We start from the raw sequence: 20,710 nt of genomic DNA on the forward strand, positions 1-20,710 counted from the left end.
CGGGCCGACCCTGCAAAAGGGCGGTTTTCTGGCGTAATAGAGGTGAACAACGTGGAGCTTTTATCCGGCGCTGAAATGGTCGTCCGCTCGTTGCGTGACGAAGGCGTTAAGTACATCTATGGGTACCCGGGCGGTGCCCTCCTGCACATCTATGATGCCCTGTTCAAAGAGCCGGAAGTGACCCATATCCTGGTTCGTCACGAGCAGGCGGCCACCCATATGGCCGACGGCTACGCCCGTGCCACCGGCAAGGCCGGCGTGGTGCTGGTGACCTCCGGCCCGGGCGCGACCAACGCGGTGACCGGTATCGCGACTGCGTACATGGATTCGATCCCGATGGTGATCATTTCCGGTCAGGTGGCCAGCACCGTGGTCGGCACCGATGCCTTCCAGGAAGTCGACATGGTCGGCATCTCCCGTCCGATCGTGAAGCACAGCTTCATCATCAAGCATCCTTCGGAAATCCCCGAAGTGATCAAGAAGGCCTTCTACCTGGCCGAGTCCGGTCGCCCGGGCCCGGTGGTCGTCGATATCCCCAAGGACATGGGTGATCCGACCCAGAAGTTCGAATACAGCTACCCGAAGAAGGTCAAGCTGCGCTCCTATAGCCCGGCTGCACGCGGGCACTCGGGGCAGATTCGCAAGGCGGCGGAAATGCTCGTTGCGGCCAAGCGGCCGATCATCTATTCCGGTGGCGGTGTGATCCTCGGCGGCGCTTGCGCGCAGCTGACCGAGCTGGCCCGCGCCCTCAACGTGCCGGTCACCAATACCCTGATGGGCCTGGGCGCCTACCCGGGCGGCGACCGTCAGTTCGTCGGCATGCTCGGCATGCACGGCAGCTACACCGCCAACCTGGCGATGCACCACGCCGACGTGATCCTCGCAGTTGGTGCGCGCTTCGATGACCGTGTCATCAATGGCGAGACCGCTGCCAAGTTCTGCCCGAACGCGAAGATCATCCATATCGACATCGACCCGGCGTCGATCTCCAAGACCGTCAAGGCCGACATTCCGATCGTCGGCCCGGTGGACAGCGTGCTGACCGAGATGGTCGCCGCCCTCAAGGAAATCGAGCAGGCGCCGGACAAGGAGTCGCAAGCCACCTGGTGGAAGCAGATCGACGAGTGGCGCGGCAATGGTCGCCTGTTCCCCTATAACGAGGGCGACGGTTCGATCATCAAGCCGCAGACCGTGATCGAGACGCTGTGCGACGTTACCAGGGGCGAGGCCTACATCAGCTCCGACGTGGGCCAGCACCAGATGTTCGCGGCCCAGTACTATCGCTTCAACAAGCCCAACCGCTGGATCAACTCCGGTGGCCTGGGCACCATGGGCTTCGGTTTCCCGGCCGCCATGGGCGTCAAGCTCAACTTCCCGGACGCCGATGTCGCCTGCGTGACCGGCGAAGGCAGCATCCAGATGAACATTCAGGAGCTGTCGACCTGCCTGCAGTACGACCTGCCGGTGAAGATCATCAACCTCAACAATGGCGCGCTGGGCATGGTTCGCCAGTGGCAGGACATGCAGTACAGCAGCCGTTACTCGCACTCCTACATGGAATCGCTGCCCGATTTCGTCAAGCTGGCCGAGTCCTATGGGCACGTGGGCATGCGCATCACCGACCTCAAGGACCTCAAGTCGAAGATGGAAGAGGCGTTCGCGATGAAGGATCGCCTGGTGTTCCTCGACATCGCCGTGGACACCAGCGAGCACGTCTACCCGATGCAGATTCGTGGTGGCGCGATGCGCGACATGTGGTTGAGCAAGACGGAGCGTACCTGACATGCGTCATATCATTTCCCTGCTGCTGGAAAACGAACCGGGAGCCCTGTCGCGTGTCGTCGGCCTGTTCTCCCAGCGCAACTACAACATCGAAAGCCTGACCGTGGCGCCGACCGAAGACCCGACCCTGTCGCGTCTGACGCTGACCACCATCGGGCATGACGATACCATCGAGCAGATCACCAAGAACCTCAACAAGCTGATCGAGGTGGTCAAGCTGGTGGATCTGTCGGAGAACGCCCACATCGAGCGCGAGCTGATGCTGGTCAAGGTCAAGGCCACCGGCGCCCAGCGCGCCGAGGTCAAGCGCACCACCGACATCTTCCGTGGGCAGATCGTCGACGTGACGCCGAGCGTGTACACCATCCAGCTGGCCGGTACCAGCGACAAGCTGGACAGCTTCATCCAGGCCATCGGCACCGCGCTGATTCTGGAGACCGTACGCAGCGGTGTCACCGGTATCGCCCGCGGCGACAAGGTGCTGAGCATCTGATCGCAGGGCTGAAATGAACAACCCCGCCATGTGCGGGGTTTTTCATGCCTGCTACTGGCGGTTCCAGAAGGCGGCGATCAGCGGATCCTTGAGGCGCTTGTGCAGGGCGAACAGGCCAATGTCGTAGTCGGTCAGCGGCGGCTGGATATCGTAGAGGCGGATGCGTGCGGCCAGCGGGCTGTTGTCCAGCACTATCTGTGGCACCACGCCGATGCCGAAGCCCAGGCTGACCATGCTGACGATGGCCTCGTTGCCACTGACCTGGGCGTAGATGCGCGGCTTGATGTTGTGGTGCTTCAGCCAGCGATCGGTGCGGGTTCGCGCCAGGCCCTCCTCGGAGAGAATCAGCGGCACGTCCTGCCAGGTGTCGGCACCGGGATTCTTCAGCTGTTCCTCGCCGAGCAACTGCGGCGATTGCGGGCCGATAAAGCGCAGCGCCGAGCGGGTGATCGACTGGAACTCCACACCGGCGGGCAAATTGTCCGGGCGTGCGCCAATGGCCAGGTCTTCCAATCCCTGCTGCACCCGCTCGACGGCCTTGGCCGGGTCGCCGGTGTGCAGCTTCATTTCGATGCGCGGGTAGTCCTGGCGGAAGCTGCTGAGAATCTCGTAGAGAAAGCTGTAGCTCGCCGTCACCGAGCAATACAGCGACAGCTCGCCGTGCAGAATCAATTGATCCTGTTTGAAGGTCTGGCGGATGGCCTGCCAGCCGTTCATGACGTCACTGGCGTATTCGCGAAACCGCTGACCCTCGCGGGTCAGGCGCACCGAGCGGTTGTCGCGCACGAACAGCGGCGCGCCGACTTCATCCTCGAGCTGCTTGATGCTGCGGCTCAGCGCGGATGGGCTGACGTGCTGCTCGCGGCTGGTCTTGCCGAAATGCAGGTTGTCGGCGAGGCAGAGAAAGAGGCTGAGAGCGTGGCTGTCCATTTATGTTTCATATTTCGGCATGCAGTGTTGCGAATATATCATTTTACGCAATGGTGCGGATCACTTAAGGTAACTCCCGTAGCGGTGCTCGGCACCCCATCCCTTTCGCTATACAAGAGCCAAGAACATGAAAGTTTATTACGACAAAGACTGCGACCTCTCGATCATCCAGGGCAAGAAAGTGGCCATCATCGGCTACGGCTCCCAGGGCCACGCGCAAGCGTGCAACCTGAAGGATTCCGGCGTCGACGTCACCGTCGGTCTGCGTAAAGGCTCCGCTACCGTTGCCAAGGCCGAAGCCCATGGCCTGAAAGTCGCCGACGTGGCCTCTGCCGTCGCCGCTGCCGACCTGGTGATGATCCTGACCCCGGACGAATTCCAGGGCGCTCTGTACAAGAACGAGATCGAGCCGAACATCAAGCAGGGCGCTACCCTGGCGTTCTCCCACGGCTTCTCGATCCACTACAACCAGGTGGTTCCGCGTGCCGACCTCGACGTGATCATGATCGCGCCGAAGGCCCCGGGCCACACCGTACGCACCGAGTTCGTCAAAGGCGGCGGCATTCCTGACCTGATCGCCGTTTACCAGGACGCTTCCGGCAATGCCAAGAACGTCGCGCTGTCCTACGCTTCGGGCGTTGGCGGTGGCCGTACCGGCATCATCGAAACCACCTTCAAGGACGAAACCGAAACCGACCTGTTCGGCGAGCAGGCCGTTCTCTGCGGCGGTACCGTCGAGCTGGTCAAGGCCGGCTTCGAAACCCTGGTCGAAGCAGGCTATGCGCCGGAAATGGCCTACTTCGAGTGCCTGCACGAACTGAAGCTGATCGTCGACCTCATGTACGAAGGCGGTATCGCCAACATGAACTACTCGATCTCCAACAACGCCGAATACGGCGAATACGTGACCGGCCCGGAAGTCATCAACGCCGAATCCCGCCAGGCCATGCGCAATGCACTCAAGCGCATCCAGGACGGCGAATACGCCAAGATGTTCATTAGCGAAGGTGCCACCGGCTACCCATCGATGACCGCCAAGCGTCGTAACAACGCTGCTCACGGTATTGAAGTGATCGGTGAGCAACTGCGTTCGATGATGCCGTGGATCGCTGCCAACAAGATCGTCGACAAAGCCAAGAACTGAGTCGATCCGATCTCTGAAAAAACGCGGCCCTGGCCGCGTTTTTTTCGTTTCGGGCGCTGTACGAAAAGTCCGAGCCGAGGTCAGACAAGGTAAAGAGCGGGAAGGGCGTTCAGTTTGCGCTCGGGACATGGGCAGTGCTCGCTTCGCTCGCCCTTCGGACGCGCTAAAGCGCGTTAGCTGCAAGCGGCTTGGCAAACCGTTTTTTATGCCGCAGCGCCGTTCGCAGGTACTTTTGCTAAAGAGCCGACGGCGGGCTTCTGGTATAAAGCCCCTGTATCCAGGCCGCCGTTAAGGCGAACGCTTTTCCGGCGGCTTGGTCGAAAATTCAAATCCGATGCAAGGTGTTGTTCATGAGCGAGCGTCCGCAAGAGCCCAAATCGTCCCGGGACGATGACAGCTTACTGCCCATCGACGAGCATATTGAGGAAGGGCATGACGACGAGGGGCGCAAGGTGCGCCATCGCGGCATCTACCTGCTGCCCAATCTGTTCACCACCGCGAACCTGTTCGCCGGCTTCTATTCCATCATCAACGCCATGAACGGCAACTTCTACGTAGCCGCCGCCACGGTGTTCGTGGCCATGGTGCTGGACGGCCTGGATGGTCGCGTCGCCCGTCTGACCAATACCCAGAGCGCCTTTGGTGCCGAATACGATTCGCTGTCCGACATGGTCGCCTTCGGCGTGGCACCGGCGCTGCTGGCGTTCGAGTGGGCGCTGGGCAGCATGGGCAAAGTCGGCTGGATGGTCGCCTTCATCTATGTAGCGGGTGCTGCATTGCGCCTGGCGCGCTTCAATACCCAGATCGGCAGTGTCGACAAACGCTACTTCATTGGCCTGGCCAGCCCGGCAGCTGCTGGCGTGGTGGCCGGTACCGTATGGGCCTTCAGCGACTTCGGTATCCAAGGCTCCAACATGTCGTTCGTGGTCGCCATCCTGGTGGCTGCCGCCGGCATGCTGATGGTCAGCAATATCAAGTACAACAGCTTCAAGAACCTGGATCTGAAAGGCCGTGTGCCGTTCGTGGCCATTCTCGCTGTGGTGCTGGTGTTCGCCGTGGTGTTCAGCGATCCGCCGCGCATCCTGTTGCTGATCTTCCTGGCCTATGCCGCGTCCGGCCCGATTCAATATCTGCTGCGCCTGCGTCGTCGCAAGCCAATGGAGTGATGTAATTTCCTGCAGACTCCGTAGTCTATTGGGCAGGCCTGTCCCGATACTGCGGAGTCACCATGCTGATCAAGCTGCGTCAGTCGTCCGAATGCACCGAATCGGATGTCACCCCCGAATCCATTTATCTCTCCCGTCGCACCTTCATGTCGGCTGCCGCAGCCGGGATGGCGCTGAGCAGTGTGCCAGCCTGGGCGCAATCTGCTGCTGGCGAGCGCTATGCCGACGTCGAGCCTGGCAAGGCGCCGGCCTGGCTGGCTGAGCGCATTGGCGCCACCAAATGGAATGCGGTCACCGTCAATGACGAGGCGATCACGCCGTTCCATGACGCCACCCACTACAACAACTTCTATGAGTTCGGTGCCGACAAATCCGATCCTGCCGCGAACGCAGGCAGCCTGAAGACCGAGCCCTGGTCGGTGGTGATCGACGGCGAAGTCGGCAAGCCGGGGCGCTATGCGCTGGAGGACTTTCTCAAGCCCTACCAGTTGGAAGAACGCATCTACCGATTGCGCTGCGTCGAGGCCTGGTCGATGGTGATCCCCTGGATCGGCTTTCCCATCTCGGCCCTGCTCGATAAGGTGGAGCCGACCTCGGCGGCCAAGCACATCCGTTTCGAAACCCTCAAGGATCCCGAGAGCATGCCGGGTCAGCGCTCCAGCTTCGGTCTGATCGACTGGCCGTATGTAGAGGGGCTGCGTCTGGATGAAGCCATGCATCCATTGGCCATTCTGGCCGTCGGTATGTATGGCCGTGAACTGCCCAATCAGAATGGCGCGCCATTGCGACTGGTGGTGCCGTGGAAATATGGTTTCAAGAGCATCAAGTCGATCGTGCGCATCAGCCTGGTGAGTGAGCAACCGCAAACGACCTGGCAGAACATCGCCGCGCAGGAGTACGGCTTCTATGCCAATGTGAACCCGACCGTCGACCATCCCCGCTGGAGTCAGGCCCGCGAACGGCGTCTGCCCAGCGGGCTGTTCAGCCCCAATGTGCGCGAAACCCAGATGTTCAATGGCTACGCCGATGAGGTCGCCAGCCTTTATAGCAACCTCGATCTGCGGAAGAACTATTGATGCGGCATCCGTTCTGGCGTTTTGGCGTTTTCCTGCTTGTCGCGGTATGGCCGTTGTACTGGTTGTACCAGGCCTGGTCCTTCGCACTGGGGCCGGATCCCGGCAAGGTATTGGTCGAGCGGCTGGGCCTGGGCGCGCTCATCCTTCTGCTGATTACCCTGGGCATGACGCCGCTGCACAAGCTCAGCGGTTGGTCGGGCTGGATAGCCGTGCGCCGCCAGCTCGGCCTGTGGTGTTTTGCCTACGGGGTTCTGCACCTGGCCGCGTATGCCGTTTTCGTTCTCGGGCTGGACTGGTCGCAGCTGGCCGTCGAGCTGCGCAAGCGTCCGTACATTATCGTCGGCGCCATCGCGTTTTTGGGTTTGCTGCTGCTGGCCGTGACGTCCAATCGATATAGCCAGCGCCGCCTGGGCAAATCCTGGAAGAAACTGCATCGCCTCATCTACCTGATCCTGCCGCTCGCCTTGCTGCACATGCTGTGGATCGTCAGGGCGGATCTGGAAGAGTGGACAATCTATGCGTTGATTGGCGCGGTGCTGTTATTGCTGCGTATCCCGCTTCTGATGCGCAGGATCCCGCGGATAGTCGGGCCTGGGCAGAAAGTTCAGCCAAAATGAAATAAACGGTTGACCTAAGTTTCAGGGGGCCTATAATGCGCACCACTTCCGGCGCAGCCTGATCTGAAAACTCCTTGTAGATCAACGAGTTAGACGAAAATAAAGGTTGCACGGACGGCGAATTCGAGTAGAATGCGCCGGCATCGACAGGGCGGTTTGAGTGGTCTTGTTGGTGGTTCGATCAGGTTTGATCGAAGGCGGTAAAAGAGGGTGTTGACAGCGGTTTGTAACGCTGTAGAATGCGCCTCCCGCTGGAGAGAAGATGATCTGGTCGGGCGCTGCAAGGTGTTGAGAAGAAAGAAAAAATTCTTCAAAAACAGCTTGACAGCAAATGAGGGTGCTGTAAGATGCGCGCCTCGGTTGAGACGAAAGCCTCAGCCAACCGTTCTTTAACAACTGAATCAAGCAATTCGTGTGGGTGCTTGTGAGTTAAGACTGACAGATCGCAAGATTATCAGCATCACAAGTAACACTCGTGAATTCGAGAGTTTTTTGCGATTGCTGAGCCAAGTTTAGGGTTTTCTCAAAACCCAAGCAGTATTGAACTGAAGAGTTTGATCATGGCTCAGATTGAACGCTGGCGGCAGGCCTAACACATGCAAGTCGAGCGGTTGAGGGGAGCTTGCTCCCTGATTCAGCGGCGGACGGGTGAGTAATGCCTAGGAATCTGCCTATTAGTGGGGGACAACGTTTCGAAAGGAACGCTAATACCGCATACGTCCTACGGGAGAAAGCAGGGGACCTTCGGGCCTTGCGCTAATAGATGAGCCTAGGTCGGATTAGCTAGTTGGTGGGGTAAAGGCTCACCAAGGCGACGATCCGTAACTGGTCTGAGAGGATGATCAGTCACACTGGAACTGAGACACGGTCCAGACTCCTACGGGAGGCAGCAGTGGGGAATATTGGACAATGGGCGAAAGCCTGATCCAGCCATGCCGCGTGTGTGAAGAAGGTCTTCGGATTGTAAAGCACTTTAAGTTGGGAGGAAGGGTTGTAGATTAATACTCTGCAATTTTGACGTTACCGACAGAATAAGCACCGGCTAACTCTGTGCCAGCAGCCGCGGTAATACAGAGGGTGCAAGCGTTAATCGGAATTACTGGGCGTAAAGCGCGCGTAGGTGGTTTGTTAAGTTGGATGTGAAAGCCCCGGGCTCAACCTGGGAACTGCATCCAAAACTGGCAAGCTAGAGTACGGTAGAGGGTGGTGGAATTTCCTGTGTAGCGGTGAAATGCGTAGATATAGGAAGGAACACCAGTGGCGAAGGCGACCACCTGGACTGATACTGACACTGAGGTGCGAAAGCGTGGGGAGCAAACAGGATTAGATACCCTGGTAGTCCACGCCGTAAACGATGTCAACTAGCCGTTGGAATCCTTGAGATTTTAGTGGCGCAGCTAACGCATTAAGTTGACCGCCTGGGGAGTACGGCCGCAAGGTTAAAACTCAAATGAATTGACGGGGGCCCGCACAAGCGGTGGAGCATGTGGTTTAATTCGAAGCAACGCGAAGAACCTTACCTGGCCTTGACATGCTGAGAACTTTCCAGAGATGGATTGGTGCCTTCGGGAACTCAGACACAGGTGCTGCATGGCTGTCGTCAGCTCGTGTCGTGAGATGTTGGGTTAAGTCCCGTAACGAGCGCAACCCTTGTCCTTAGTTACCAGCACCTCGGGTGGGAACTCTAAGGAGACTGCCGGTGACAAACCGGAGGAAGGTGGGGATGACGTCAAGTCATCATGGCCCTTACGGCCAGGGCTACACACGTGCTACAATGGTCGGTACAAAGGGTTGCCAAGCCGCGAGGTGGAGCTAATCCCATAAAACCGATCGTAGTCCGGATCGCAGTCTGCAACTCGACTGCGTGAAGTCGGAATCGCTAGTAATCGTGAATCAGAATGTCACGGTGAATACGTTCCCGGGCCTTGTACACACCGCCCGTCACACCATGGGAGTGGGTTGCACCAGAAGTAGCTAGTCTAACCTTCGGGAGGACGGTTACCACGGTGTGATTCATGACTGGGGTGAAGTCGTAACAAGGTAGCCGTAGGGGAACCTGCGGCTGGATCACCTCCTTAATCGAAGATCGCAGCTTATTCATAAGCTCCCACACGAATTGCTTGATTCATTGTAGAAGACGATGCTGTAACGCCTAGGCTAGGCCGGTGCTCAGTTGGTTGGAGCGCACCCCACGCTGTTGTAGAGAGTAGGGTGAGGTCGGCTTGGTGCCGCCCTGTTATAGGTCTGTAGCTCAGTTGGTTAGAGCGCACCCCTGATAAGGGTGAGGTCGGCAGTTCAAATCTGCCCAGACCTACCAATTCAGGTGCAGATGATACGGGGCCATAGCTCAGCTGGGAGAGCGCCTGCCTTGCACGCAGGAGGTCAGCGGTTCGATCCCGCTTGGCTCCACCACTATCTGGTTGCAGTCGTTGCGTTGAGAGCTCAGAAATGAGCATTCCTGTTTAGGCAGTGTGAATGTTGATTTCTGGTCTTTGACCAGTCGAAACATCGTTCTTTAAAAATTTGGGTATGTGATAGAAGTGACTGATTGATTACTTTCACTGGTAGTCAATCTGGTCAAGGTAAAATTTGCGTTGTTCTCAAGTGCAAATTTTCGGCGAATGTCGTCTTCACGTTATAGACAGTAACCAGATTGCTTGGGGTTATATGGTCAAGTGAAGAAGCGCATACGGTGGATGCCTTGGCAGTCAGAGGCGATGAAAGACGTTGTAGCCTGCGATAAGCTTTGGGGAGTCGGCAAACAGACTGTGATCCAGAGATCTCTGAATGGGGGAACCCACCTAGCATAAGCTGGGTATCATGCACTGAATACATAGGTGCATGAGGCGAACCAGGGGAACTGAAACATCTAAGTACCCTGAGGAAAAGAAATCAACCGAGATTCCCTTAGTAGTGGCGAGCGAACGGGGACTAGCCCTTAAGTTGATTAGAGTGTAGTGGAAGGCTCTGGAAAGTGCCGCCGTAGTGGGTGATAGCCCCGTACACGAAATGCTCTTATCAATGAAATCGAGTAGGACGGAGCACGAGAAACTTTGTCTGAATATGGGGGGACCATCCTCCAAGGCTAAATACTACTGACTGACCGATAGTGAACCAGTACCGTGAGGGAAAGGCGAAAAGAACCCCGGAGAGGGGAGTGAAATAGAACCTGAAACCGTATGCGTACAAGCAGTGGGAGCCTACTTTGTTGGGTGACTGCGTACCTTTTGTATAATGGGTCAGCGACTTATATTCAGTGGCGAGCTTAACCGAATAGGGGAGGCGTAGCGAAAGCGAGTCTTAATAGGGCGTTTAGTCGCTGGGTATAGACCCGAAACCGGGCGATCTATCCATGGGCAGGTTGAAGGTTAGGTAACACTGACTGGAGGACCGAACCGACTACCGTTGAAAAGTTAGCGGATGACCTGTGGATCGGAGTGAAAGGCTAATCAAGCTCGGAGATAGCTGGTTCTCCTCGAAAGCTATTTAGGTAGCGCCTCGTGTATCACTGCTGGGGGTAGAGCACTGTTTCGGCTAGGGGGTCATCCCGACTTACCAAACCGATGCAAACTCCGAATACCAGCAAGTGTCAGCACGGGAGACACACGGCGGGTGCTAACGTCCGTCGTGAAAAGGGAAACAACCCAGACCGTCAGCTAAGGTCCCAAAGTTATGGTTAAGTGGGAAACGATGTGGGAAGGCTTAGACAGCTAGGAGGTTGGCTTAGAAGCAGCCACCCTTTAAAGAAAGCGTAATAGCTCACTAGTCGAGTCGGCCTGCGCGGAAGATGTAACGGGGCTCAAACCATACACCGAAGCTACGGGTTCAACGTAAGTTGAGCGGTAGAGGAGCGTTCTGTAAGCCTGTGAAGGTGAGTTGAGAAGCTTGCTGGAGGTATCAGAAGTGCGAATGCTGACATGAGTAACGACAATGCGAGTGAAAAACTCGCACGCCGAAAGACCAAGGTTTCCTGCGCAACGTTAATCGACGCAGGGTGAGTCGGCCCCTAAGGCGAGGCAGAAATGCGTAGTCGATGGGAAACGGGTTAATATTCCCGTACTTCTAATTACTGCGATGGAGGGACGGAGAAGGCTAGGCCAGCACGGCGTTGGTTGTCCGTGTTTAAGGTGGTAGGCTGGTTTCTTAGGTAAATCCGGGAGATCAAGGCCGAGAGCTGATGACGAGTTGTCCTTTAGGACGATGAAGTGGTTGATGCCATGCTTCCAGGAAAAGCTTCTAAGCTTCAGGTAATTAGGAACCGTACCCCAAACCGACACAGGTGGTTAGGTAGAGAATACCAAGGCGCTTGAGAGAACTCGGGTGAAGGAACTAGGCAAAATGGCACCGTAACTTCGGGAGAAGGTGCGCCGGTGAGTGTGAAGGGTTTACCCCGTAAGCACATGCCGGTCGAAGATACCAGGCCGCTGCGACTGTTTATTAAAAACACAGCACTCTGCAAACACGAAAGTGGACGTATAGGGTGTGACGCCTGCCCGGTGCCGGAAGGTTAATTGATGGGGTTAGCTAACGCGAAGCTCTTGATCGAAGCCCCGGTAAACGGCGGCCGTAACTATAACGGTCCTAAGGTAGCGAAATTCCTTGTCGGGTAAGTTCCGACCTGCACGAATGGCGTAACGATGGCGGCGCTGTCTCCACCCGAGACTCAGTGAAATTGAAATCGCTGTGAAGATGCAGTGTATCCGCGGCTAGACGGAAAGACCCCGTGAACCTTTACTATAGCTTTGCACTGGACTTTGAGCTTGCTTGTGTAGGATAGGTGGGAGGCTTTGAAGTGGGGACGCCAGTTCTCATGGAGCCATCCTTGAAATACCACCCTGGCAACCTTGAGGTTCTAACTCTGGTCCGTTATCCGGATCGAGGACAGTGTATGGTGGGTAGTTTGACTGGGGCGGTCTCCTCCTAAAGAGTAACGGAGGAGTACGAAGGTGCGCTCAGACCGGTCGGAAATCGGTCGCAGAGTATAAAGGCAAAAGCGCGCTTGACTGCGAGACAGACACGTCGAGCAGGTACGAAAGTAGGTCTTAGTGATCCGGTGGTTCTGTATGGAAGGGCCATCGCTCAACGGATAAAAGGTACTCCGGGGATAACAGGCTGATACCGCCCAAGAGTTCATATCGACGGCGGTGTTTGGCACCTCGATGTCGGCTCATCACATCCTGGGGCTGAAGCCGGTCCCAAGGGTATGGCTGTTCGCCATTTAAAGTGGTACGCGAGCTGGGTTTAGAACGTCGTGAGACAGTTCGGTCCCTATCTGCCGTGGACGTTTGAGATTTGAGAGGGGCTGCTCCTAGTACGAGAGGACCGGAGTGGACGAACCTCTGGTGTTCCGGTTGTCACGCCAGTGGCATTGCCGGGTAGCTATGTTCGGGAAAGATAACCGCTGAAAGCATCTAAGCGGGAAACTTGCCTCAAGATGAGATCTCACTGGAACCTTGAGTTCCCTAAAGGGCCGTCGAAGACTACGACGTTGATAGGCTGGGTGTGTAAGCGTTGTGAGGCGTTGAGCTAACCAGTACTAATTGCCCGTGAGGCTTGACCATATAACACCCAAACAATTTGGCTGTTAGACGGTTGAAGTCGACAGTAATGCCGAAGATTTGCGAGAACACGTAATACCAACCGATATCACATACCCAATTCGCTGCAGCGGCTAAACCCCGAAGCAGCAACCCGTTTGCTTGACGACCATAGAGCGTTGGAACCACCTGATCCCATCCCGAACTCAGTAGTGAAACGACGCATCGCCGATGGTAGTGTGGAGCTTCTCCATGTGAGAGTAGGTCATCGTCAAGCTTCTACCCGAAAGCCCTGATCAGGTAACTGATCAGGGCTTTCTCTTTTTCGCTCGAATGATGGTGTGGCTGTGAGAGTCCCGGAGTGCCGGCCAGATCATCGTCAAGCTTCTATAAGAAACCCCAGGTCTCGACAGAGATCTGGGGTTTCATCTTTTCGGCATCACAAAAACCGGAAGATGCAGGGCAGGCTGACCTGAGTATCGCTTTGCTCGACCGCAGGCTGCGCAAGAGGCAGTCGCAAAGGCCGTACCGTAGCGATGAGTGGCTGGTGAAAGGGCGAAGCATCTTCCAGCCTAAGGGCGAAGACGAGCCGGCAGCATATCGAAGCACGGCCGAGTCGGGCGACGTAACACTGGGGTAATGTTTGCCGCGCGGATAATCGGTATAACGCTGTGTTGCTTTGAGGGTCTCATCTAGAATGGTCGGTATTTTCGAGAGCTCTATCCATGCCCGAATCGGCTGCTCAACAGTCGTTAGCTGAAGTCCCTCTGACGGAGCTAGTCGCCTGCCACGAATGCGATCTGCTGATGCGTCGGCCCGAGATTGCCGAGGGTGAGCGCGTCGAGTGCCCACGCTGTGGCTATGAGCTGTATAACCACCGTCCCCAGGTGATACGCCGCAGCCTGGCCCTGGTGCTGGCTGCGCTACTTCTTTATATCCCCGCCAACTTCCAGCCGATCATGCAGATGACCATGCTCGGGCAGACCTCCCACGACACGGTATGGAGCGGGGTGCTGGGCCTGTACGACGCCGGCATGCAGAGCATCGCCGTGGTGGTGTTCCTGTGCAGCATGGCGGTTCCGCTGCTCAAGCTGCTCTGCCAGCTGTTGGTGCTCCTGAGCATCTGTTTCAAGGTCGGCCGCGGCTATGGTTTTCTGCTGTACCGCATTTACCACCATATGCGCGAATGGGGCATGCTCGAGGTCTATCTGATCGGCATCCTGGTCTCGATCGTCAAGCTGGCAGATATCGCCGAGCTGTCCGTCGGCTTCGGGCTGTTCTGCTTCATTGCGCTGCTGCTGGTGCAGGTGTGGCTGGAGGTGACCATGTCGCCCCACCAGATCTGGGAAGCCCTCGCCGGGGAGGACGCCCGTGCGCGCCATTGATGCCGGCCTGATCATCTGCCACGAGTGCCACCAGCTCAACCGCCAGCAGCCCGACTTGAAGCGACAGTTCTGTACGCGTTGTGGTGGGCGTATCCACGAGCGCCGGCCCAACAGCCTGGCACGTACCTGGGCGCTGCTGATCACCGCAGCGATTCTCTATATTCCTGCGAACGTGCTGCCGATCATGACGGTCAATTCCTTCGGCAAAGGGGCGCCCGACACCATCATGTCCGGCGTCATCACGCTGGTCGACAATGGCATGCTGCCGATCGCCATCGTGGTGTTCGTCGCCAGCATTCTTGTGCCGACCTTCAAGCTGGTGGGCATCGGTCTTCTGCTGTATTCGGTGCAGCGCCACCAGCCGATGTCGGCCAGGCAACGTATCTTGATGTACCGCTTCATCGAATGGATCGGACGCTGGTCCATGCTGGATATCTTCGTCATCGCCATTCTCGTGGCGGTGGTGCGGTTCGGCAGCCTGGCCAGCGTCGAGCCGGGTGTGGGAGCGGTGGCCTTCGCCAGTGTGGTGATCCTCACCATGCTGGCAGCACTGACCTTCGACCCACGGTTGATTTGGGATAACACGGAATCGGATGACGACCATGAATGATCTGCCCACCGCCAGGACGCGTCCGGCCTCCAACTGGTCCGCGATATGGGTATTGCCGCTGATCGCGCTGCTGATCGGTGGCTGGCTGGCCTGGCGTGCCTACAGCGAAGCCGGCATCCAGATCCAGGTGGTGTTCGCCAGCGGCGAAGGTATCGAGGCCGGCAAGACCGAGGTGGTCTTCAAGGGCATGTCGGTGGGCAAGGTCACCAGCCTGACGCTGGACAAGAGCGACAAGCAGCGCGGGGTGATCGCCACCCTGGAGATGAACAAGGACATCGAGCATCAGCTGCGCACCGGCACCCGTTTCTGGCTGGTCAAACCCAGCGTGAGCCTGGCCGGTATCACCGGCCTGGAAACCCTGGTGTCCGGTAACTACATCGCCTTCAGCCCGGGCACCGGTGAGCCGGCCTACGACTTCCAGGCCCTGGCCCAGGCCCCGCCGCTTTCCGATGAACAGCCTGGCCTGCACCTGACCCTCAAGGCTGAGCGGCTGGGCTCGCTGAACCGTGACAGCCCGGTGTTCTTCAAGCAGATCCAGGTGGGCCGGGTGAAGGATTACGAGCTGGCTGCCGATCAGACGTCGGTAGAGGTGAAGGTGTTCATCGAGCCGGCCTATGCCCACCTGGTGCGCAAGCACACGCGTTTCTGGAACGCCAGCGGCATCAGTGTCGACGCCAACTTCTCGGGGGTGAAATTTCGCAGCGAATCCCTGGCCAGCATCGTCGCCGGCGGTATCGCCTTCGCCACGCCGGAGCATCGCAAGGACAGCCCGCCGACCGACCCCAGCAAACCCTTCCGTTTGTACGAGGACTTCGACGCTGCCCAGGCCGGTATCAAGGCGGTGGTCAAGCTCACCGATTTCGAGGGCCTCCAGGCCGGCCGCACGCCCGTGATGTACAAGGGCATCCAGGCGGGTCTGTTGAAGACCCTCAAGGTCGATCCGGATCTGAAGAGCGCCACCGCCGAGCTGGCCATGGACCCGCTGGCCGAGGATTACCTGGTCGAAGGCAGTCAGTTCTGGGTGGTCAAGCCGTCGATTTCCCTGGCCGGCATCACCGGGCTGGAGGCGTTGGTCAAGGGCAACTACATCGCCATTCGCCCGGGCGAACTGGGTGGGCCACCACGCCGCGATTTCGTCGCCCGTGCCAAGGCACCGCCGCTGGATCTCGGTGCCGAGGGCCTGCACCTGGTGCTGTTCGGCGACACCCTGGGGTCGGTCGACGTGGGCAGCCCGATTCTCTACCGGCAGATGAAGGTCGGTTCGGTGCAGAGCTTCCAGCTTTCGCGCGACAACAAGCAGGTGGTACTGGGCGTGCACATCGAGCCCGAGTATGCCGGGCTGGTAAACCGTACCACGCGTTTCTGGAATGTCAGCGGCATCACCCTCAAGGGCGGGTTGTCCGGCATCGAGGTGAAGAGCGAGTCGCTGCAGACCCTGATGTCCGGTGGCATCGCCTTCGAGACCGATGACCTCAAGGCGCCCGCCGAGGCCAAGCGTGTGCAGCGCTTCGACCTCTATGCCGATCGCGAAGCCTCGTTGAAAAGCGGCGATGCGCTGAGCATCCGCGTGGAGCGCGGCGATGGTCTGTCGCCAGGCACCGAGATTCGCTACAAGGGCCTGCAGGTCGGCAAGATCGAGCGGGTCGAGCTGACTGGCGACCTGCAGGCGGTGATGCTGCATGGGCGCATCACCACCGCGGCGCAGCAGGTGCTGCGCCCTGGTTCGCGCTTCTGGGTGGTCAAGCCCGAGATCGGCCTGACCGGCGCCTCCAACCTGGATACCCTGATTGGCGGGCAGTACATCGAGGTGCAGCCGTCGAATCAGGGCAGCGGCCGGCAGACCGATTTCGTGGCGCTCAAGCAGGCGCCCGAGCAGGCGGTCGAGGAAGCGGGCTTGCGTCTGGTACTCAGTACGCCACGGCGCGGCTCGCTGAAGACCGGCTCGCCGGTGAGTTACCGCGAGGTGCAGGTCGGCAAGGTCACCGGCTACGAGCTGGGCGCCACGGCCGACCGGGTGTTGATCCATATCCTGATCGAGCCCCGTTATGCCGGGCTGGTGCACACCGGCAGCCGCTTCTGGAACAGCTCCGGGTTCGGCGTCGATTTCGGCTTGTTCAAGGGCGTACAGGTGCGCACCGAGTCGGTGGAAACCCTGGTCGCGGGCGGCGTGGCCTTCGCCACACCCGAGCCGACCGGCAATGCGGCACGACCCGGCCAGACCTTTGCGCTGTTCGATGAGGCGCAGCCGGAGTGGTTGCAATGGGCGCCGAAAATCGCTTTGCCCAAGTGATGGAGGCAACAGGGCTCTAGCTCGCAAGCCTTCATTCAAATAGTGCGAAAAGAAAAGGCCCGCGTACTCCGCGGGCCTTTTGCGTTACCGGGGCAGGATCACGCCGGCTCGACCGCATCCTGCTCGCTGCTGGCAGCTGTAGCAGCCTGCTCGCGGCGCTTGATGTACTTCCAGTCCGCTTCGTCGATGTAGATGCCGTTCGGGCCGCTACCGCCCTCCAGGTCGATGGCCACGGTGGCCGAGACCTGGGGTTTCACCGAGGCGAGGATCGGCACGAAGCCGAGCTGCAGGCTGGTTTCGATCAGCGCCTGCTGATTGCGCTCGTCGATGTCCGCTGCCTCGTCGAGGTAGTAGGGCAGGCGTACCCGACCGGCCAGGTCGCGGTCCATCAGGTGCAGCAGCAGGTACATGTTGGTCAGCGCCTTGATGGTCATCGTGGTGCCGTTGGAAGCCGCACCGTCGATGTCGGTATGGATCACCGGCTGGCCGTGCACCTTGGTGATCTCGAAGGCCAGCTCGAACAGGTCCTTGAGACCCAGCTGGTTGCCGTTGGCGGCCACCAGGCGCGACAGGTAGTCCTTGGCTTCTTCGTTCCTGGCGTCCTGCTCGGCATTCTGGGTCAGGTCGAACACCGACAGGGTTTCGCCTTCCTCGTACTGACCGGCGCTGTGGATGATCTGGTCGATATGCCGCAGCGCGTCCTTGTTCGGCGCCAGCACGATGCGGAAGCTCTGCAGGTTGGAGACCTGGCGCTTGTTGATCTCGCGGTTGAACAGCGCCAACTGGTGCTCGAGGTTGTCGTAGTCACTGCGGATATTGCGCAGGGTCCTGGCGATGTCGGTGACCGCCGCACGGCGCGCCTTGGCCAGGGTCAGGGCTTCGTCCTGACGGTGAGCGTAGGCGTTGACCAAGAGCTGCAGGCGGCGCTCCATGTCGTCTTCGCTGTCGAACTTGGCGACGCCCTTGAGGCGCACCTGGGCGTACAGCGCCTCGATCTGCCCGTCGACGCGCTGCAGGCCCTGCCAGGTGTCCTGGTAGTCGTTGAGCAGCGGCAGCAGATTGTCCAGGGAGTCGTCCACCGGCTCCATGTAGGGCGTGCCGAACGGTAGGTCGGCGGGCAGCAGTTGGCGACGGCGCAGGGCGTCTTCCAGGGTGCGCTCCTTGGCCTCCAAGTCGGCGATCTGCCGGCCGACCAGTTGCAACTTGGCGGACAACTGTTGGACGCGTTCGGTGAAGGCGTCACTGGCGCGCTTGAGCTCGTCCTGGGCGGCTTCCAGCTGGGCGAGTTTCTCCAGCTTGTGCGGCTCCTCGGCGGCCAGGGTCTGGCTCTTGCGGAAGTCTTCGAGGGCCTTCTGGGCATCCAGTACCGCCTGGTACAGCTGCTCGGCCTGGGCCTTGCTGGCGGCGCGGTCGGCGGCGACCGATTGCTGGGTCTTGAGCTGCTTGAGCTCGCGGTCGAGGCGATCCTTCTGGTCGCGCAGGGCGGCGCGGTCGGCCAGGGCCTGCAGGGCCGGCGGCTCGATATGGGACAAGTCGATATCCAGGCCGGGCACCTGGAAGCGCTCGCCCTTGAAGCCGTCGAGGATGGCCTCCAGGGACTTCACCCACAAGTCGCCCTCGTCGAGCTGGATGCCTTTCTCGCCCAGCGGCAGGCTGAACAGCTGGCCGTTGAACAGACGCATCAGGCGATCGACATCGGCCTGGGAGAACTCTTCACGCAGGCGCGAGTAGCTGTTGTTGTCGGCGTGGTCGAGCTGCTGCTTGACCGACTTGAGGCGTTTTTCCAGGTCGCGCAGGCGTTCGTCCAGGTCTTCGCTGGAGAACTGCCGGGACTGCGCCAGGGCGCCGGCCAGCTCGTCGTGAGCATCCTTGGCGGCCAGCAGCTGGGCTTCCAGTACCTTGACGTCGTCGACCAGGGCGAAGCGGTTCTTCAGTACCGCCAGCTCGCCGAGCCAGCGCTGGATCTCGCTGATCTCGCGCTCCATGCGCATCAGTTCCTGGGTGCCGCCGCGCTGATCGTTCTGCAGGCTGTCCTGCTCGCCCCGGTAGTGCTCGGCCTGGATGACCAGTTCTTCCTTGCGGGCGTCGGCGTAGTCGTGCCAGGTGCCCAGCAGGTTGTCGAGCAAGGGCGAGAGGCGATGCAGCTTGCCGCGCAGTTGTTCGCGCTGGGTGACGCCGGATGCCAGGGCTTCGATCAAGGGGCCGGCGGTGACCAGGGCCTGGTAGTCCTGCTCCATGCGGCGCACGTCGCGAAAGGCCTCCTCGGTGGCGGCGATGTAGTCGACGCTACCCGAGCGCAGGCTGTGCTCGAAGGCGTCGAGGAACAGCTGCTTGAGCTTCGCCGCGGTGATCTCGCGCATATGCAGGAGGTTGATGAACAGGGCGCGGAACGTCTTCAGGCTCTGTTCGCTGGTCGAGCGCAGCGGGATCAGGGTCAGGTCCAGCGGGATGCTGGTGTGGCCGCCGACCAGCAGACGACGCAGTTCGTCGGGCTTGAGCTCGTAGGCGGTGATGCCGGCCTGGCCGAGGTTCTTGAACAGCTCGCGTTGGCGCAGGCAGGTGCCGTTGTGCTGGTAGTGATCCAGGTCCAGTTCGCCCTGGTAGGCGAAGAACTGGTGACCGAAGCCGCCCCCCGGGCCGCGACCGGCCACGCCGATCACGTGGGGGCCGTGGGGCAGGGCGACTTCGACGAGGATGTAGCTGGTGTCGGTGGCGAAGTAGAACTTGCGCGACTGCTCGAGGCTGTACTTGCCGAAGCTCATGTCCGACATACGCGCGAGGATCGGGAACTGCAGGGCGTTGATCGACGCCGACTTGCCGAGGTTGTTGGCGCCGTACACCGACAACGGGTTTTCCAGCGGAAACAGGCCGAGGCTGTAGCCGGCGGTGTTGAGCAGCGCGAAGCGGCGGATGCCGTAGCGTTCCTGGGTCATGCGTCTTGCTCCTGTGCGGCGCGCTCTTCGGCCAGGGCGCGGGCCATGGTCTCTTCTTCGGATTCTTCGACGTCGTCGAGGCTGATGATCGGGTCACCGCTGTCGTCGTCGATCAGTACCGGGGCCGGCAGCGGCAGGTCGGTGCTGTGCAGGCTGGCAGCCAGGTCGCGGTCGTGCTGCACCGCCAGGCACACGTCGAGGAAGCGGTGCATCGGCGGCAGGAAGCGGTACACGCCATTGCTATCCTCGGCGAAACCGAGCTGGGTCAGGCGGCGGATGACCTTGTCTTCGAGCTCTTCATGGGTAGTGACTTCGGCCTGCAGGAACAGGTCGCGGTACTTGTCGAGCAGTGCCGGCAGCTCGTCGCGGCCGATGGTGCCACCGTCGAGCACGGAGAGTGGGTCACGGCCCTGGTCGGCCAGATGCTCGACCAAGATGAAGGTGAACAGCGCCAGGCGCTGGGCGGTCTTGTTGACCTGCGGCGCGGCCTGCTCGGGCACGAAGTAGTAGAAGCCGCGCGGATCGCAGACCAGCTCGAAGCCCAGGGCGCGAAACAGCGCGCGATACTGATCTTGCATGCTGGACAGCTGGGCGTAGCACTCCGGCTCGCTGCGCGAGATGTGGTAGCCCTTGAACAGGTCGCGGAACGCGGCCGCGAGCTGGGTCATTTCTTTCAGGTCGATATTCATAGGTAATGCTCTTTGGCAGTTGCAGCCGTGGCTGCAACTGAAACGATTGGGCGGCCAA

General features: G+C 59.5%; 12 protein-coding genes, 2 tRNA genes and 3 rRNA genes. 14 read left to right on the forward strand and 3 right to left on the reverse strand.

Translation table 11 applies throughout. The features are described 5' to 3' along the window. The first annotated feature begins 51 nt into the window (after positions 1-51). Both K8U54_RS15330 and ilvN read left to right on the forward strand, forming a co-directional pair. Positions 52-1,782 (forward strand): acetolactate synthase 3 large subunit, encoded by a 1,731-nt coding sequence (locus K8U54_RS15330; protein ID WP_249906628.1) that lies wholly within the window; start codon positions 52-54, stop codon positions 1,780-1,782. A 1-nt stretch (position 1,783) separates the two neighbouring features. Continuing rightward, the gene (gene ilvN / locus K8U54_RS15335) at positions 1,784-2,275 is read left to right on the forward strand and encodes an acetolactate synthase small subunit (protein WP_013789972.1); all 492 of its coding nucleotides are present in this window, start codon (positions 1,784-1,786) and stop codon (positions 2,273-2,275) included. Between the two features lie 51 nt (positions 2,276-2,326). Here ilvN and ilvY read toward each other — a convergent pair whose 3' ends face one another. Beyond that, positions 2,327-3,205 carry an HTH-type transcriptional activator IlvY gene (ilvY, locus tag K8U54_RS15340; protein ID WP_249906629.1) on the reverse strand — a complete coding sequence of 293 codons (879 nt, stop codon included), beginning with the start codon at positions 3,203-3,205 and terminating at the stop codon, positions 2,327-2,329. Positions 3,206-3,332: 127 nt separating this feature from the next. Between ilvY and ilvC the strand changes: the two genes are divergently transcribed. The 12 genes from ilvC (at position 3,333) to K8U54_RS15400 (ending at position 17,030) form a co-directional block, all read left to right on the forward strand. Continuing rightward, positions 3,333-4,349, forward strand: coding sequence for a ketol-acid reductoisomerase (ilvC, locus tag K8U54_RS15345; protein ID WP_070887307.1), 1,017 nt, complete (start codon positions 3,333-3,335; stop codon positions 4,347-4,349). 350 nt (positions 4,350-4,699) lie between these two features. Then, entirely contained in the window at positions 4,700-5,515 is an 816-nt protein-coding gene (pssA, locus tag K8U54_RS15350) for a CDP-diacylglycerol--serine O-phosphatidyltransferase (RefSeq protein WP_249906630.1), read from the forward strand. 62 nt (positions 5,516-5,577) lie between these two features. Further along, a complete protein-coding gene (gene msrP, locus K8U54_RS15355) occupies positions 5,578-6,591 on the forward strand; it encodes a protein-methionine-sulfoxide reductase catalytic subunit MsrP (protein ID WP_249906631.1) in 1,014 nt (337 codons plus the stop codon). After that, positions 6,591-7,208, forward strand: coding sequence for a protein-methionine-sulfoxide reductase heme-binding subunit MsrQ (gene msrQ, locus K8U54_RS15360; protein ID WP_249906632.1), 618 nt, complete (start codon positions 6,591-6,593; stop codon positions 7,206-7,208). Before msrP ends, msrQ begins: the two co-directional genes overlap by 1 nt. Positions 7,209-7,750: 542 nt before the next feature. Next, positions 7,751-9,286, forward strand: a 16S ribosomal RNA gene (locus K8U54_RS15365). A 162-nt stretch (positions 9,287-9,448) separates the two neighbouring features. Then, positions 9,449-9,525: transfer RNA gene (locus K8U54_RS15370), tRNA-Ile, on the forward strand. 19 nt (positions 9,526-9,544) lie between these two features. Then, positions 9,545-9,620 (forward strand) — tRNA-Ala (locus tag K8U54_RS15375). A gap of 257 nt (positions 9,621-9,877) precedes the next feature. Next, positions 9,878-12,769: ribosomal RNA gene (locus tag K8U54_RS15380) — 23S ribosomal RNA — on the forward strand. Between the two features lie 137 nt (positions 12,770-12,906). Next, positions 12,907-13,022 (forward strand): 5S ribosomal RNA (gene rrf / locus K8U54_RS15385). The 16S, 23S and 5S rRNA genes sit together here with 2 tRNA genes alongside, the layout of an rRNA operon. 448 nt (positions 13,023-13,470) lie before the next feature. After that, a complete protein-coding gene (locus K8U54_RS15390) occupies positions 13,471-14,130 on the forward strand; it encodes a paraquat-inducible protein A (protein WP_249906633.1) in 660 nt (219 codons plus the stop codon). Then, complete coding sequence (locus tag K8U54_RS15395; RefSeq protein ID WP_249906634.1) at positions 14,117-14,740, forward strand: paraquat-inducible protein A; 624 nt, start codon at positions 14,117-14,119, stop codon at positions 14,738-14,740. Before K8U54_RS15390 ends, K8U54_RS15395 begins: the two co-directional genes overlap by 14 nt. Beyond that, a complete protein-coding gene (locus K8U54_RS15400; RefSeq protein WP_249906635.1) occupies positions 14,733-17,030 on the forward strand; it encodes a PqiB family protein in 2,298 nt (765 codons plus the stop codon). The genes K8U54_RS15395 and K8U54_RS15400 overlap by 8 nt, the downstream gene beginning before the upstream one ends. Positions 17,031-17,128: 98 nt before the next feature. On the opposite strand, the gene mksF is transcribed toward K8U54_RS15400, so the two are convergent. Beyond that, the gene (gene mksF, locus K8U54_RS15405) at positions 17,129-19,963 is read right to left on the reverse strand and encodes an Mks condensin complex protein MksF (RefSeq protein ID WP_249906636.1); all 2,835 of its coding nucleotides are present in this window, start codon (positions 19,961-19,963) and stop codon (positions 17,129-17,131) included. Continuing rightward, positions 19,960-20,652 carry an Mks condensin complex protein MksE gene (gene mksE / locus K8U54_RS15410; RefSeq protein ID WP_249906637.1) on the reverse strand — a complete coding sequence of 231 codons (693 nt, stop codon included), beginning with the start codon at positions 20,650-20,652 and terminating at the stop codon, positions 19,960-19,962. Before mksE ends, mksF begins: the two co-directional genes overlap by 4 nt. Positions 20,653-20,710 lie beyond the last annotated feature (58 nt).

This window comes from Pseudomonas fulva (assembly GCF_023517795.1).
GTDB classification, from domain to species: domain Bacteria; phylum Pseudomonadota; class Gammaproteobacteria; order Pseudomonadales; family Pseudomonadaceae; genus Aquipseudomonas; species Aquipseudomonas fulva_D.

Excerpts from the sequence above, each read along its gene's own strand:
- msrQ (WP_249906632.1), top strand. The coding sequence starts at position 6,591 with ATGCGGCATCCGTTCTGGCGTTTTGGCGTTTTCCTGCTTGTCGCGGTA.
- pssA (WP_249906630.1), top strand. The coding sequence starts at position 4,700 with ATGAGCGAGCGTCCGCAAGAGCCCAAATCGTCCCGGGACGATGACAGC.
- mksF (WP_249906636.1), bottom strand. The coding sequence starts at position 19,963 with ATGACCCAGGAACGCTACGGCATCCGCCGCTTCGCGCTGCTCAACACC.
- msrP (WP_249906631.1), top strand. The coding sequence starts at position 5,578 with ATGCTGATCAAGCTGCGTCAGTCGTCCGAATGCACCGAATCGGATGTC.
- K8U54_RS15390 (WP_249906633.1), top strand. The coding sequence starts at position 13,471 with ATGCCCGAATCGGCTGCTCAACAGTCGTTAGCTGAAGTCCCTCTGACG.
- ilvY (WP_249906629.1), bottom strand. The coding sequence starts at position 3,205 with ATGGACAGCCACGCTCTCAGCCTCTTTCTCTGCCTCGCCGACAACCTG.
- ilvC (WP_070887307.1), top strand. The coding sequence starts at position 3,333 with ATGAAAGTTTATTACGACAAAGACTGCGACCTCTCGATCATCCAGGGC.
- K8U54_RS15400 (WP_249906635.1), top strand. The coding sequence starts at position 14,733 with ATGAATGATCTGCCCACCGCCAGGACGCGTCCGGCCTCCAACTGGTCC.
- ilvN (WP_013789972.1), top strand. The coding sequence starts at position 1,784 with ATGCGTCATATCATTTCCCTGCTGCTGGAAAACGAACCGGGAGCCCTG.
- mksE (WP_249906637.1), bottom strand. The coding sequence starts at position 20,652 with ATGAATATCGACCTGAAAGAAATGACCCAGCTCGCGGCCGCGTTCCGC.